The sequence below is a fragment of the Alistipes senegalensis JC50 genome (genome assembly GCF_025145645.1).
GTDB classification, from domain to species: Bacteria; Bacteroidota; Bacteroidia; order Bacteroidales; family Rikenellaceae; genus Alistipes; species Alistipes senegalensis.
Map to the genome: position 1 here is coordinate 3,547,889 of NZ_CP102252.1, position 16,104 is coordinate 3,563,992.

At 60.2% G+C, this 16,104-nt stretch carries 10 protein-coding genes; 9 read left to right on the forward strand and 1 reads right to left on the reverse strand.

Going from position 1 to position 16,104, the window contains the following annotated elements; all coding sequences use genetic code 11:
• The 9 genes from nqrE to NQ519_RS14235 all read left to right on the forward strand — a co-directional run bounded on the left by nqrE (position 1) and on the right by NQ519_RS14235 (position 14,441).
• Positions 1 to 609 (forward strand): NADH:ubiquinone reductase (Na(+)-transporting) subunit E, encoded by a 609-nt coding sequence (gene nqrE / locus NQ519_RS14195; protein WP_026076468.1) that lies wholly within the window; start codon positions 1 to 3, stop codon positions 607 to 609.
• A gap of 23 nt (positions 610 to 632) precedes the next feature.
• On the forward strand, positions 633 to 1,895 hold the full coding sequence (gene nqrF, locus NQ519_RS14200) for an NADH:ubiquinone reductase (Na(+)-transporting) subunit F (RefSeq protein ID WP_026076467.1): 1,263 nt from the start codon (positions 633 to 635) through the stop codon (positions 1,893 to 1,895).
• Positions 1,896 to 2,043: 148 nt separating this feature from the next.
• Entirely contained in the window at positions 2,044 to 2,595 is a 552-nt protein-coding gene (locus NQ519_RS14205) for an RNA polymerase sigma-70 factor (RefSeq protein WP_026076466.1), read from the forward strand.
• Between the two features lie 69 nt (positions 2,596 to 2,664).
• The gene (locus NQ519_RS14210; protein ID WP_019150496.1) at positions 2,665 to 3,648 is read left to right on the forward strand and encodes a FecR family protein; all 984 of its coding nucleotides are present in this window, start codon (positions 2,665 to 2,667) and stop codon (positions 3,646 to 3,648) included.
• Positions 3,649 to 3,870: 222 nt separating this feature from the next.
• A complete protein-coding gene (locus tag NQ519_RS14215; protein ID WP_044118615.1) occupies positions 3,871 to 7,374 on the forward strand; it encodes a SusC/RagA family TonB-linked outer membrane protein in 3,504 nt (1,167 codons plus the stop codon).
• Between the two features lie 13 nt (positions 7,375 to 7,387).
• Positions 7,388 to 9,142 (forward strand): RagB/SusD family nutrient uptake outer membrane protein, encoded by a 1,755-nt coding sequence (locus NQ519_RS14220; RefSeq protein WP_019150494.1) that lies wholly within the window; start codon positions 7,388 to 7,390, stop codon positions 9,140 to 9,142.
• 24 nt (positions 9,143 to 9,166) lie between these two features.
• Positions 9,167 to 10,042, forward strand: coding sequence for an endonuclease/exonuclease/phosphatase family protein (locus NQ519_RS14225; RefSeq protein WP_019150493.1), 876 nt, complete (start codon positions 9,167 to 9,169; stop codon positions 10,040 to 10,042).
• A 6-nt stretch (positions 10,043 to 10,048) separates the two neighbouring features.
• Entirely contained in the window at positions 10,049 to 12,271 is a 2,223-nt protein-coding gene (locus NQ519_RS14230; RefSeq protein WP_019150492.1) for a DUF5689 domain-containing protein, read from the forward strand.
• Positions 12,272 to 12,344: 73 nt separating this feature from the next.
• Entirely contained in the window at positions 12,345 to 14,441 is a 2,097-nt protein-coding gene (locus NQ519_RS14235; protein ID WP_019150491.1) for a beta-glucosidase family protein, read from the forward strand.
• 63 nt (positions 14,442 to 14,504) lie between these two features.
• On the opposite strand, the gene NQ519_RS14240 is transcribed toward NQ519_RS14235, so the two are convergent.
• A complete protein-coding gene (locus tag NQ519_RS14240; RefSeq protein WP_019150490.1) occupies positions 14,505 to 16,091 on the reverse strand; it encodes a beta-N-acetylhexosaminidase in 1,587 nt (528 codons plus the stop codon).
• Positions 16,092 to 16,104: the final 13 nt, after the last annotated feature.

The following is a 16,104-nucleotide window of genomic DNA, read 5'->3' on the forward strand; positions in this document are numbered from 1 at the left end:
ATGGAATCATTGAATATCTTCATCCGGTCGATCTTCATCGACAACATGGTCTTCGCCTTCTTCTTCGGCATGTGCTCCTACATCGCCGTGTCGAAGAGCGTGAAGACGGCCCTCGGGCTCGGCGCCGCTGTTACGTTCGTGATGGTGATGACCGTGCCGCTGAACTACCTTTTGTATGAATACGTGCTCAAAGCCGACGCGCTCGTCGCTGGCGTGGACCTGAGTTTCCTGACCTTCATCGTCTTCATCGCCACCATCGCGGCCTTCGTGCAGCTGGTGGAGATGGCCGTCGAGAAGTTCTCGCCGACGCTTTACAGCCAGCTGGGCATCTTCCTGCCGCTGATCGCCGTGAACTGCGCCATCATGGGCGGCTCGCTCTTCATGCAGCAGAAGGTCGATGCTGCGGAGCTTACGTCGTTGTGGCAGACGATCGTCTACGGACTGGGTTCGGGACTGGGCTGGTGGCTGGCGATCGTGATGATGGCCGCCATCCGCGAGAAGACGACCTATTCGCACATCCCCGCGGCGCTGAAAGGCCCCGGCATCGCCTTCATCATCACCGGCCTGATGGGTATCGGTTTCATGATCTTCTCGGGCATTCAGTTCTAACCGTTAAAAAGAGATTCTGAAAAATGACTACAACGATTTTAATAGCGATCGCAGCCTTTCTGGTGATCACGCTCGTGCTGGTCGCACTGCTTCTCTATGCGAAGGCGAAACTGACCTCCTCGGGCGACGTGACGATCGACATCAACAACGGCGAAAAGGTCATCAAGACCGAGAGCGGCTCGACGCTGCTCGCAACGCTGGCCAACAACAAGGTGTTCCTGCCTTCGGCCTGCGGCGGCGGCGGTTCGTGCGGCATGTGCAAATGCCAGGTGCTCGAAGGCGGCGGCGACATCCTGCCCACCGAGACGGGCTTCATCACGCGCAAGATGGCCAAGGACCACTGGCGTCTGGGCTGTCAGGTGAAGGTGAAGGAGAACCTCAAAATCAAGGTGCCCGAAGCCGTTCTGGGCGTCAAGAAGTGGGAGTGCACGGTGGTCTCGAACCGCAATATCTCGACCTTCCTCAAAGAGTTCGTCGTGAAACTGCCCGAGGGCGAGAACCTCAAATTCCGCAGCGGCGGTTACATCCAGATCGACATCCCGAAGTACGACGCCATCAAATTCTCGGACATGGACGTGGAGGAGAAGTACCGCGCCGACTGGGACAAGTTCAAGATGTGGGACCTCGTCGCTACCAATCCCGAGCCGACGTTCCGCGCCTACTCGATGGCCAACCACCCGGCCGAGGGCAATATCATCATGCTCAACATCCGTATCGCCACGCCGCCGTTCGACAAGGCTACGGGCGGCTTTATGAAGGTCAACCCGGGCATCTGCTCGTCGTATGTCTTCTCGCGCAAGCCGGGTGACAAGATCACGATCTCGGGCCCTTACGGCGAGTTCTTCCTGCCGGACAACCTGCCCGACACCCAGGAGCTGATCTTCATCGGCGGCGGCGCGGGCATGGCCCCGATGCGCAGCCACCTGATGCACCTGTTCAAGACCGAAAAGACCGCCAAACCGGTATCGTTCTGGTACGGCGCGCGTGCCCTGAAGGAGGTTCCCTACCTCGACGAGTTCCATCAGATCGAAAAGGACTTCCCCAACTTCAAGTTCAATCTGGCGCTGGACCGTCCCGATCCCGAGGCGGATGCCGCCGGGGTGGCTTACACGCCGGGCTTCGTGCACAACGTGCTGTATGAAAACTACCTGAAGAACCACCAGGCCCCCGAGGATTGCATCTACCTCATGTGCGGACCCCCGATGATGATCTCTTCGGTGGTGAAGATGCTCGACAACCTCGGTGTGCCGCCTGAGAACATTCTTTACGACAACTTCGGGTCGTAGCAGGAGCCGCGATCCGTCAACGCCGCAGGCGTATGAACGAAGAGGAGGGGAGTTCCGGATTTATTCGGCGGCTTCCCTCCTCTCAGTTTATCCTTCCCGCTTGCATATAAGTCAAATAATTTCGTATTTTTGTAAAAACATTTTCTGAGTGGAGCAGGAGCGGGAAATATTGGATCGGCTGGCGCACGGGGACCGGGAGGCGTTCGATGCGCTCTATCTGCACTATGCTCCGAAAGTCGAGGAGATGGCGTTCTGGATGTTGAAGAGCCGGACGGAGGCGGAGGATGTCATGCAGTCCATCATGCTGAAAGTCTGGGAACGCAAAGAGGAGATCGCACAGATGACCCGTTTTTCCAATTATCTCTTTACGATGACGAAAAACGCCATTTTCGACATTTACAGCCGTTCGCTGGTGCATGAGAAATACGAATCGGCCCAGTTGTCCTCCGTCCGCTATTTCCACGACGATACGCTCGACAGTCAGGTGGAGACGAACGATCTGGCGCTGCTGATCTCCATCGCCGTGGACAAGATGCCCGATCAGCGGCGGCGTATCTTCCGGATGAGCCGTTACGAGGGCCTTTCGAACCGGGAGATCGCCGAACAGCTCCGGATCAGCGTCAAGACCGTGGAAAACCACATGACCGCCGCACTCGGCCAACTGCGGCGCCTGCTCGCCTCGATCACGATCTTTTTCTGAAAATCGTTCTTTGCCGCTGGGGGTTCTCCGGTCTTTCGCCGTTCTATATTATGAACAGCACCCCAAACGATGAAGACCGACAAAATCAACAGACTCGTCCGCGATTTCCTGCACGGCGATATGCCGGAGGAGATCCAGCGCCGTTTCCGGCGGTGGATGACCGCCCCGGCAGACCGTGAAACGAAGGATGCGGCGCTTTTTCAGGCATGGACGGAGTTGCTCGCCCGGCCTGCGGAAAGCGATTACCGCCATAAACTCACTGACATACACCGACGGATCGACCTGCTGGACCGGGCCGGAAAGAGAGGCCGGTTCATATCCCTGCGGCGGTTTGCGGCCGCAGCGGCCCTGCTGGCGCTCGTCGTCTGCGGGGAATACCTGTTCCTGCGTTCGCGGTACGAACGCACCCCTTCGGTGTGCCTGGTCACGGCCCAAGGCAGCAAGGGCGAGTTCACGCTTCCCGACGGGACGCGGGTCTGGCTCAACGGCGACAGCCGCCTGAGCTATCCCGAAACATTCGATGCCGAAGCCCGTCGCGTCTGGCTCGACGGCGAAGCCTTTTTCCAGGTCCGGCACGATGCCTCTCATCCGTTCGTCGTCGATATGGAGGTCATGCAGGTCGAGGTGCTCGGCACGGAGTTCGACGCCCGGCACCGGACCGGAACCCGCTATGCCGAAACGGTCCTTCGGTCGGGCAGCGTCCGTGTCCTGACCCCGGACCGGAAGAGTCCGGTTCTGCTGCGGCCCGACGAACGGGTCTTGTTCGATACGCAGACCGGCCGGATTGCGGTTTCCGAGGTCTCCGCCGGCGATTATTGCAGTTGGACGGCCCGCCGGCTGGTCTTCACCAACAAATCGCTCTCGGCCATCCTGGTCAATTTGGAACGCTGGTACGGCGTGCATTTCCATTCCGAAGGGGATATCGACCTGTCGGCGAAACTCTCTTTCCATATCGAATACGAATCGTTGGAGGAGGCGATGCGCCTGATCTCGCGGATCGCTCCGATACGCTACGACATCCGCGGCGAAACGGTTTTTCTCGCCCCGGAATGATGCAATCCTGAATTCGAACCCTGAAAACCATTTGCCTATGACGATCTGACGACCTTGAAAAAAATTGGGACGGATGTTCCTACCACCCGCCCCACGACTTAAAATTAGACCTTATCGTAGTCATACTACGAATGATGAATCTTAAATCGTTGCAAAATTATGAAATTTTTTGGACAATCCGATGGCAGCGCCCCGTACAAGCGGCGGCTGTCTGTAAAAATCATGTCCTTATTCATTTTTCTGTTTGTGTCCGTCGGGGGCGTTTCCGCCGCCAATCCGCCCGTGACGATCCATCTGAAAAATGTCACTGTCGCCGAACTGCTGCGGCAGATCGAGGCGCAGGGGCAGTACTCCTTTGCGTATAACAACGCCGACATCGACCTGACGCGCGTCGTTTCCGTCGATGCGGAGTCCTGGCCCATCGAACGGATCGTGTTGAAATGTATTCCCGACGTTTTCGTGAACGTCGAGCGGAACAAGGTGATTCTGACGCCGCGCCGCGGTGCGCAAGTTTCCCCCCCCCGCAAAATTTCGGGCAAGGTCGCTGACGCTTCCGGTAATCCCGTCGTCGGGGCCACCGTCCTGCTCAAAGACGGCGAGGCGGTCCGGGGCACCTCCTCCGGGTCGAACGGCGCTTTCGCTTTCGACTCGTTCAGCCTTTCGGACAAGGCCGCGCTCGAAGTGTCGTTCATCGGGTTCGACACCTATAAGGCGGCGGTCGGCGCCCGGACCTTTTTCGACGTGGTCCTGACTTCCGCCCAGCAGAGCATCGACGAAGTGGTGGTGGTCGGTTACGGCGTGCAGAAGAAAGCCAACCTGACCGGAGCCGTCGCCACGGTGTCGCAGAAAGAGCTGAAAGACCGTCCCGTGTCGAACGTGGGGCGCGCCTTGCAGGGCGTGATCCCCAACCTCAATGTGACCCTCTCCTCGGGGCAGCCCGGAGCCGGCGCGTCGTACAACATCCGCGGCACGACCTCGCCCAACGGAGGCAGCCCGCTGATTCTGATCGACGGCGTGGAGACCTATCCCGACCGTATCAATTCGAACGACATCGAGTCGATCACGGTGCTGAAAGACGCCTCCTCGGCCGCGATCTACGGTGCCCGCGGCGCATTCGGCGTCATTCTGATCACGACCAAGAGCGGGCAGTATAACGAAAAGGCCGAGGTGTCGTACAACGGTTATTTCTCCGTGTCCAGCCCTACGACCTCGACCGATTACGAAACCCGCGGCTACTATTCGGCCAAGATCGCCGACTTCTTCATGATGGCGACCCAGAACACGCCCTACACCTCCTACACCGAGGCCGATTACAAGGCGCTCTGGGAGCGGCGCAACGACAAGACCGAAAATCCGGCGCGTCTGTGGGTCGTCACCGATAACCGCAACGGCCGCCAGCAGTATGTCTATCTGGCCAACTTCGACTGGTATAACTATCTCTACGACGACAGCCGCCCGACGTGGGACCACAACATCAACATCAAGGGCGGTTCCAAGTCGCTGTCCTACATGGTCAGCGGACGCTACTACCAGCAGAAGGGCGTCAACCGGCTCGAACCCGACATGTTCAAGTCCTACAATTTCCGTGTGAAATTGCAGGCCGAGATCAAGCCGTGGCTGACCATCGCCAGCAACACCAAATTCTTCCAGTCGAATTACAGGTATTACGGGTACGAGGACGAGTACAACAATTTCCGCAAGCCCACGCTGCATGCGCTGGCGTCGTTCGTGCCGGTGAATCCCGACGGAACGGCCGTGTCGCATACTTCGATGACGCAGTCCTCGACCCACTACGTGATGGACGGCTACAACGCCATGATGCAGAAGGGCAAGAGCTTCGGCAACAAGAAGACCCAGGAGATCACCACGACGTTCGAAGCCACGTTCAAGCTGCACCGGGATTTCAACGTCAAGGCCGATTTCAGCTACACGCAGGGTTATCTGCACAACGACTACCGCAGCGTCAACGTCCAGTATTCGCAGTATCCGGGCGAGGTGATGACCGAACCCGAAGGCAGCTTCCCCAACAAATACAAGGAGGTCGTTTGGGATCAGAACTATTATGTGGCCGATGTTTACGGAACCTACAACCGGACCTTCGCCGAGAAACACAACCTGACGCTGATCGCCGGTTACAACTACGAGGCCAAGTATTACCGCGACCTCACGGCGGCCAACGACGGCCTGCTGTCGGAGGAACTCTCGGACTTCAACCTGGCCAAGGGCACCACCAATTTCACGCTCAACGGCGGCCGCAACGAATACGCCATCATGGGCCTCTTCTACCGGGCGGCCTACGATTACAGGGGCAAGTACCTCTTCGAGGTCAACGGCCGCTACGACGGCACCTCGCGCTTCCCGCGCGGCAAGCGTTACGGCTTCTTCCCCTCGTTCTCTGCGGCCTACCGCATCAGCGAGGAGCCTTTCTTCGAACCGTTGCGCAAGGCGGTGGACAATCTGAAAATCCGTCTTTCCTACGGTTCGCTGGGCAACCAGCAGATCGGCTACTACGATTTCATCCAGACCGTTACGACCAAAGGTTCGATGAGCGACTACTCGTTCGACGGAACGACGCTCGGACAGCATGCCACGGTGAGCGATCCCGTGTCGGGCAACCAGACCTGGGAGAAGGTCGTGTCGAAAAATCTCGGACTCGATCTCAACATGTTCCGCAACCGCCTGTCGCTGACGGCCGATTTCTACATCCGCGATACGAAAGGCATTCTGGGCAAGGGCAAGTCGCTGCCGTCGATCTACGGAGCCGACGAACCGCAGGTCAACTCGAACAACCTCCGCACGAAGGGCTACGAACTGGTGCTCGGCTGGCGCGACTCGTTCGAACTGGCGGGAAGCGCTTTCAGCTACGGCATTACGGGATCGTTCTCGGACTATACGGCCAAGTACACCAAGTGCGACAACCCTTCGGGGCTGATCGGCGATCCCTATGTGGGCAAGAAATACGGCGAGATCTGGGGCTATAAGGTCGATGGGCTGTTCCGCACCGACGAGGAGGCTGCCGAATACGCTTCGAGAATCGACCTTTCGACCGTCGCCGCGGGCTATTATTCGGCGACGGGAGCCTACGGCAAGGGCGTTCGTGCGGGCGACATCAAGTACCTCGACCTGAACGGCGACAACATCGTCAACGGCGGCAAAGGCACGCTGGAAGACCCGGGCGACCGCCGCGTGATCGGCAACTCGTCGCCGCGTTACCAGTACGGGGCGACGCTGAACTTCTCGTGGTACGGATTCGACGTGTCGGTGTTCGTGCAGGGCATCGGCCGGCTGGACTGGTATCCCGGAGCGGACAACCTGCGCTTCTGGGGCCCTTACTGCCGTCCCTACGCGACTTTCATCCCGAAGAATTTCATGAGCCGGGTGTGGAGCGAGGAGAATCCCGACGCTTATTTCCCGCGCGCCCGCGCCTATACGTCGCTCAATTCGACGCAGGGCACGGCCTACTACACCAACGACCGCTACTTGCAGAATCTGGCCTACTGCCGTCTGAAAAACCTCACGATCGGATACACGATTCCCAGACGGCTGACTTCGAAGGTCGGCATCAAGGAGTGCCGCATCTATTTCAGCGGCGAGAACCTCGCCACGTGGTCGGCGCTGGAGAGCGATTTCCTCGATCCCGAGCAGGCGGCCGCCGACTCGGACAAGAAGTCGAACGTCTATCCCTGGTGCAAAACCTACTCCGTGGGTCTGAACTTAACCTTCTAATGCGACTGCCGTTATGAAAAAAATCATTCTTTATATCTTTTCCGGTGTTGCGGCGTGCGGCTTCTGCGGTTGCGAGGATGCGCTCGACCGTTTCCCGAAGGACCGGCTCACTCCCGAGAGCTTCTTCCGCACGGAGGAAGAGTGCCAGCTCTACACCAACGATTTCTATACGATGTTCCCCTCCGCCGGGTCGATCTACGGCGAAACGGCCGACATCATCGCCAAGACCACGCTTACGAGCGAGGTGCTGGGCAACCGCACCGTTCCCGCTACTGCGAGCACCTGGAAGTGGGAGAAACTGCGCGACATCAACTTTTTCCTGCAACACTCCTCCAACTGTCCGGACGAGCGCGTGCGGCTCGAATACGAAGGTCTGGCGCGTTTCTTCCGGGCCTGGTTCTACTTCGAGAAGGTGAAATATTACGGCGACGTGCCCTGGGTGGATCGTCCGATCGACGCTAGCGATCCGCTGCTCTTCGAAAAGGGCCGCGATCCGCGGGAGCTGGTGATGCAGAAGGTGGTCGAGGACCTCGACTTTGCCATCCTGCACCTGCCTGCCGAAAAATCGGTCTACCGCGTGACCCGCTGGACCGCGCTGGCGCTCAAGAGCCGGGCCTGCCTGTTCGAGGGGACTTTCCGCAAGTATCACGGATCGGACGGTTACGAGTCCTATCTTACGGCTTGCGCGACGGCTTCGAAACGCTTCATCGACGAGAGCGGTTACGGGATCTACACGACCGGAAGCACGCCTTACCTGAATCTTTTCTCGTCGCTCAAGGCGCTCGACACGGAAATCGTCCTCGCCCGGGCGTACAACACCTCCATCGGTCTGAAACACGACGTGAACGGTTATCTCACCAGCATCACGATGGGGCGTCCGGGGCTGTTGAAGAACATCGCCGACATGTACCTGATGAAAGACGGCACGCCCTTCACCTCGCAGCCCGGCTGGGAGACGATGCAGCTGCCCGACGAGAGCCGGAACCGCGACGGCCGCTTCGCCCAGACGGTCCGCACGCCCGGTTACAAGCGTGTGGACGACACGGCCGAATCGGCCCCGAACCTCGCTGCGACGATGACCGGCTACCAGCTGGTGAAATACTTGCAGTCGGCCAAGTACGATTCGTACAACGCTTCGACGAACGACCTGCCGCTGTTCCGCGCCGCCGAGGTGCTTCTCAACTATGCCGAGGCGAAAGCCGAGCTGGGAACGCTGACCCAGGCCGACATCGAGCTGTCGATCAATCCGCTGCGCGAGCGGGCCGGGGTCGCGGACCTTTCGCTCGCGGAGGCCAACGCCCATCCCGATCCCTATCTGGCTTCTGCGGAGACGGGCTACGCCAACGTGACGGGCGACAACAAGGGGGTGATCCTCGAAATACGCCGCGAACGCACCGTCGAACTGCTGATGGAGAACCTCCGCTATTGGGACATCATGCGCTGGAAGGAGGGCAAGCGTTTCGAAAAGCCCTTCAAGGGACTCTATTTCCCCGGTACGGGAAGCTACGATCTGAACGGCGACGGCGTGGACGACGTGTGCATCTGGTCGGGGTCGAAGCCCGCGACCTCGGCGGCGACGGTTTACGAACTGAACAAGGAGATTTTTCTCAGCGAGGGCGACCGCGGCAACATCGTCATCCATACCGACTATGTCCGGACCTGGGACGAAGAACGCGACTATCTCTATCCCGTTCCGACCGACGACCGGGTGCTGACGCAGGGCGCTATCACCCAGAATCCCGGCTGGAAAGACGGACTGAATTTCTAAACGGAAACCTAAAAACGAACCACCATGAAAATCACCAGATTCATACTGTCTGCTTTATTCGGCTGCTGCCTGGTCCTCTCCGCAGCGGCGTGCTCCGACCTGTCGGGCGACAACTCCGATTTCGATTTCGGGGACATGACCTCCGACGAGCCCGAAAACCCCTACGACGGGCAGGGCTACGACCGCCTGCCCAATTCGGTCCGGCTGGCGACCTACAACACCCACCGTTGCGAAGGGTGGACCCAGAACGCCGGGACCGACCGGGCGAACTATAACAACACGGCCAAGGTCATCTCGCTGATGGACCCCGACGTGATCGCCTTGCAGGAATTGGACAAGAACACCACGTGGCATCCCACCGACCAGTTGCAGGAACTGGCCGACCGTACCGGAATGCGGCCTTACTACTGCAAGACGATCGATTACCGCGGCGGCGACTACGGTATCGGCATTCTCTGCAAGACGGCGCCCAAGACCACCTATGCCGGCGATCTGCCGGGAACCGAGGCGCGGAAGTTCTTCCTCGCGGAGTTCGACGACTATATCTTCATCGCCACGCACTTCTGCCATAAGGAGGCGGCCAACCGCGAGCGGTCGTTGGAGATCATCGGCGAGTACATAGCTGCCAATTACGCCGCCTATGCCAAACCGATTTATCTGGCGGGCGACCTCAATATGAAAAACATTCCGCTGGCCGCTACCAAGTCGTGGAAGGTTATCAGCACGTCGGCCAACACCTTCGTGAACAGCTCTTCGCCGTCGCGCATCGACTTCGTGCTCGTCTATACGGGCAATTCGCCGTCGTACGAGGTGCTGCGCACGGCCGTGCCCTCGTACGAGGAGATCAATGTGATGAAGGTTTCCGACCACCTTCCCGTACTGGTGGACCTCAAAAAGTAAGCGATTATGGAAAACAGACTTTCAAACAGCTTTTTCCGGACGGCGGCGGCCCTCGCGCTGCTGCTTTCGGCCGGGGCGTGCAAGGACGACGTGGCGCTGCCGATGCAGTCGATCACGCTGAATACCCATGCGATCCTCGCCCCGTCATTCGGCACGACGCTCTCGTTCGAGGTCAGGGCCAACTGCGACTGGCAAATATCCGTCACGGGCGACGACACGTCGTGGGCGCAGCTCTCGCGCTCCGAAGCGACGGGCACGGCGACGGTGGCGGTGACGATCGGTGAAAATGCGACTTCCGCGAGCCGTTCGCTCACGCTGCGCGTCGCGGCCAGGCGCAATGCTGCGGTGGCCGAGGAGCTGAATTTCGTGCAGGCTTCCGCTACGTCCGACGGCTATCTGAGCGTTTCCGACCTGCGGGCGCTGGCCGCCGACGGCGACTACACCGTGACGCAGGAGGTGAAACTCCGCGGCATCGTCGTGTCGAGCGTTCAGGACAACAACTACTTCGATAACTGCCTTGCGCTGCAAAGTGACCTGAAACCCCGCTGCGGCATCACGCTGCGCACTGATGAAACGCTTTACCGCAATCCGGGCGAAGAGTTGGAGATCGACCTGAAAGGCGCCGTGGTGGGCGTGAACGCCGAAACCGGCGTGATGGAGCTGAAGCCCGTTTCGGACGACCGGGTGGTGCGTTCGGAAACCACGCAGGTGACGCCCGCGGCGCTGCCGGTGACCTATGCCCAGTTCGCGTCGGGCGATTACGAGTCGATGTACGTGTCGCTCGACGCACAGGTGGTGGTCAGCGACCTGAACAAGGTGCTGAGCGATAACGTCACCGTCCAGACGGCCGACGACGAGCGTTTCACGCTCTATGCGCGGCAGAACAGCACGTTCGGCATCGACGCCGTGCCGGTCGGCAGCGGCCGGCTGTGCGGCATTGCGGGCGTGTACGACGGGAACAGCGTCGTGATGCCTTGCACGGCGGCGGATTTCGCGGCGATGAATGCGCCCCGCTTCGACGGCGGCATCACGCTTCCCTACGTGTTGTCGGTCATGACCCGCACGGCGGCCAACGGCGACGGCAAGTACATCTATTATTCCGGTTCGAACGGCACGGGGTCGATCGACGGCGTTTCGGCGACGGCGATGGACGGCACGGGCGCCAACATCACGGCCAAGCTGAGCTCCTCGGGCAATAACCTGGGCTTCCGCTACTGGAACGAGAACAGCGGCCACCACAACCTGCCGATGAAGTCGTGGACCGGCGGCAAGGACAAGGACTATGCGCTCTTCACCTTCCCGCTCGACGAGACGATCGACGGTCCGTTCCGCTTCTCGTTCGGTTGGAGCGCCTCGGGAACGGCTCCGGCCAACTGGACGCTTTCCTATTCGAACGACAATGCCGTCTGGTATACGCCGGCTCCGGCCGACGAGCCGCATTTCGTGATTCCGCAGGGCAAGGCGGTCGGCGGCGGCAAGAACTTCTTCTACTGGACGATCGACATCGCACCGCAAATCCCGCTCGAACGCCGCGGAACGCTCTACATCCGGGTGACGCCGTTCAATCAGGTCACGGTGAACGCCGGAACGGTGGCCAACGGCGGCGAAATCCGCCTCCATTCGTGCGCCGTCGTGGAGAAGGTTCCTGCCTTCAGCACCGAAAAACCCGCGGGAGCGGTTTATTTCGAACCGTTCGACAACCTGACGACGGGGCTCGACTACTGCCACGGCGACAAGCTGGCCGCGATGCTCAACTTCTGCGGCAGCGACATTTCGGTGTGGGACGCCGCGGCGAAGAACGGCCTTTCGGGCACGCATGTCCGCCAGCGTCCGGGATATGCCCAGATCGGCTTCGTGGAGACGCAGACCGTCGCTCAGGGTTCCTACACGAACAACGTAGGATCGCTGCTAACGCCCGCTTTCGGGGCTTCGGGAACCCTCACGCTGTCGTTCGACGCTATGGCCTACAAGAACACTTCGGTGCACGCGAACAGCGGTGCGAAGGACCTGAAAGGCGATCTGAAATCGGTGGTCGTCGAGGTGATCGGCGGCGGAACGATCGACGGGGCGTCGAAGAAGGTCGTGAGCGGGCTGTACTATACCAAGTTCAAACGCTTCACGCTGACGATCGACGGTGCGACGGCCTCCACGGCCGTGCGGTTCACGAGCGAACCCGCTTCGGGCGAGTTCTCCCGCTGGTTCATCGACAATATCTGCGTGACGAAATAGAGAACATACGAAACCGGGAGAGAGGGCCGGAGTGTTTTCCGACCTCTCTCTTTTTGAAAACAGACTGATATTTATGATACGGAAAATCATGTTGTCCCTGGCGGCCTGCTGTGCGGCCGCCGGACTCTTCGCCCGGCAGCCCGTCGCCTGGGATGAAGCCTATCGGCGGGCCGATTCCCTGATCGCCCGGCTCAGCCTCGACGAAAAGATCCGTTTTGCGCGCGGCTACTCCTCGTTTTTCTTCTACGGCGTTCCGGAGAAGGGGATTCCCTATCTCTATCTCTCCGATGCCACGCAGGGCGTCCATCTGCGCAACAACCTGCCCGATTCCACGATGGTCCGCCAGCTGGAACGATCGACGGCCTTTCCCTGTCCGATCATGCTCGCCTCGTCGTTCGATCCCGATCTGGCCTTCCGTTATGCGGAGGCCGTGGGGGAGGAGTGCCGTGCGGGCGGTATCGAAGTGCTGCTGGGCCCGGGGCTGAACATCGCCCGCAACTCCCAGTGCGGCCGCAATTTCGAATATTTCGGCGAAGATCCGCTGCTGACTTCCGTCATGGCTGCGGCCTACGTGCGAGGAATGCAGCAGACGGGGACTGCCGCCTGCCTGAAACACTTCATCGGCAACGAAACGGAGTTCTACCGCCGCCGGTCCAATTCATTGATCGGCGAACGGGCGCTGCACGAGATCTATATGCCGCCGTTCCGCGCCGGCATCGAGGCCGGTGCGGCTTACGTGATGACCTCCTATAACCAGCTCGACGGCGAGTGGGCCGGTCAGAACAGCCGCGTCATCGGGGAGCTGCTGCGCGGCGAACTCGGATTCCGGGGGTGCGTGATGAGCGACTGGGGCTCCGTGTACGACACGGAAAAGGTCGTCAGAAGCGGCCAGAATGCGGAGATGCCCGGCCGCCGCGAATTCGCTCGGGAGGTGCGGGAACTGCTTCGCCAGGGGCGCATTTCGGAAAAGGATCTGGAACGGATGATCCGGCCCAACGTCGCCACCGCCGTCGCTTTCGGGCTCTACGACCGGGTGAAATACCGTCCCGACCTGCTCGACCGTTTCCCGGCGCATGCCGAAACGGCCTGCGAAGTCGCGGCGAAAGGTACGGTGCTGTTGCGTAACGACGGGATTTTGCCGTTGGCCGCCGGCCGCCGGATTCTGCTCACCGGGCGCTTTATCCGGGAGATACCCCGCACCGGGGGCAGCACCTCTTCGTCGGCCGAAGTGCTGGGATACGACAATGTTTCGCTTGAGGAGGCCCTTCGGGCGGAATTCGGTGACGCCGTGCAGGTCGTGGAGCGTCCCACGCGGGAGCAGCTCGCGGCAGCGGATGTCGTCCTGCTTTCGGCGGGAACGATCGACGTGGAGTCGTTCGAGCGTCCGTTCGCCCTGCCGAAGGAAGAGGAGGCGTTCATCCGCATGTGCGTCGAAGCGAATCCGAACACGGTCGTGCTGGTCAACTCGGGGTCGGGAATCCGCATGAGCGGCTGGAACGACCGGGCTGCGGCGGTGATTTACGGTTGGTATCCCGGTCAGAACGGCATGACGGCTTTGGCGGGAATACTCTCGGGCCGGATCAATCCTTCGGGGAAACTTCCGATCACCATCGAAAGGGAGTTCGCGGACTCTCCAGCCAAGGGGACGATGCCGGCCGGTGCGGAGTTCTACAACAAGGCGCCGCGGGCCTATAACGAGAAGCTGATCCGGATCTACGACGTTGACTACGCGGAAGGTGTATTGGTGGGGTACCGCTGGTATGAAACCAAGGGGATCGCGCCGCTTTATCCGTTCGGGTTCGGGCTCTCCTATACGACTTTTTCGCTGTCGAAGCCCCGTGTAGCGAAGCGGTTTCCGACGAAGGGTCCGCTGACCGTTCGTGCCGTTCTGACCAACACGGGCTCCCGTGCCGGAGCCGAGGTCGTGCAGCTCTATGTCTCGCAGCGGAATCCCTCGGTCGTGAGGCCGAAGAAGGAATTGAAAGCCTTCCGCCGGGTGGAGCTGGCTCCGGGCAGTAGCGGGGAGATCGAATTCGAGCTCGATCGCAGCGCCCTGGCCTATTGGGACGACCGGATGCACGGCTGGCGCGTCGATCCCGGAGAGTATGTGCTTTCGCTGGGAACTTCATCGGCGGACATTGCGGTGGAGCTGCCCGTGACTGTGGAGTGATCCATTGAAGAACACCCCGCAGGTTCTGAAACCTGCGGGGTGTTCTTCAATATGCGGCGGCCGTTATTCGATGCCTTCGAACAGATAGGGGGCATAGCGGTAGCCTTCCGCTTCGTAGATGCGGACCAGCGCGGGAACCCGTCTTACGAAGTCGTTGTAGTCCTTGCGGTCGCAGGCCCAGCCGATCTCCGAGAGAGCCGCCATGCGCGGCAGTACCATGTGCTGTGCATGTCCGATATCGCCGATGTACTCCGTCCAGAGATTGCATTGCACGCCCATGATCCGCTTCTGGTCGGGCAGCGCGAGCTGGTCGCAGGGTTCGAGGCGGTAGACCTGCCGCACCGGGACGTAGCGGGGATTGCCCAGCGGTTCGTAGCGGTCGGGATCGGACGTTTGGCTGTAATCGAAATAGCAGTGCCATTTGGGGACCATGATGACCGGATTTCCCTGCCGTGCGGCTTTGATGCCCGGTTCCTTGCCGTTCCATGACATGATGATCGCGGTTTTCGAGACGCCGCCCTGGAGTATCTCGTCCCAGCCGATGATCTCGCGGCCGCGGGTGTGCATCCACCGTTCGATCCGGCGGATGAAGTAGCTTTGCAGTTCGTATTCGTCTTTGAGCCCCTCCTCGCGGATGCGCTGCTGGCAGTGCGGACACGCTTTCCAGCGGCTTTTGGGACACTCGTCGCCGCCGATGTGGATCAGTTTCGAGGGAAAGAGGTCGAGCACTTCCGAAAGCACCTCCTCGACGAATTCGAATGTCGTCTCCTTGCCGGCGCAGTAAACGTCGTCGCTGATTCCCCAGTGGGTCCATACGGAGTAGGGACCTCCCGTGCATCCGAGCCACGGATAGGAGGTCAGCGCCGCCAGTCCGTGTCCGGGCATTTCGATCTCGGGAATCACTTCGATATGACGCTCGGCGGCGTAGCGCACGATTTCGCGGATGTCGTCCTGCGTGTAGAAGCCGCCGTAAGGCTTGCCGTCGTACACGCCTTTCCGGTTTTTGTCGTAGCGTCCGACGAGGGTTTCGCTGCGTTTGGAGCCGATCTCCGTCAGCCGGGGATATTTCCGGATCTCGATGCGCCATCCCTGGTCGTCGGTCAGATGCCAGTGGAATTTATTGATCTTGTGCAGGGAGAGGATGTCGATGTAGGTCTTGATGTCCTCCACCGGGAAGAAGTGGCGGCATACGTCGAGCATGGCTCCGCGGTAGGCGAACACGGGTTTGTCGCGGATGATGCAGGCCGGGATCTCTCCGTCGCCGATCAGCTGCTGAAGGCTCCGGAGCCCGTGCAGTACCGCCTGCGGGGTCGATGCCGTGACTGCGACGCCTCTTTTCGTGACTTCCAGCAGATACTCTTCGGTGTCGAATCCGGGAGCCAGCCGCAGCGTTACGGCGTTTTTCGCTGTTCGGGTCGTGACGGCCGGTGCGGTTCCCGTAAGGGTTCCGACGGCGCGGGCGAAAATCTCGGCGGGACCGCGCAGCCGTTCATCCGTCAGGACGACGGGTGTTCGTCCGGTCATGCGGAACGATCCTTTCGATTCGGTGACTGAGGCGGGGCGGGGAACGACCGCGATACGGTCGTTGCAGGAGGCATGGCCCGGCAGAGCCCAGGCCGCGAGGATGAATGCCAGAAAAATGTGTTTCACAGTTGTATTCGGA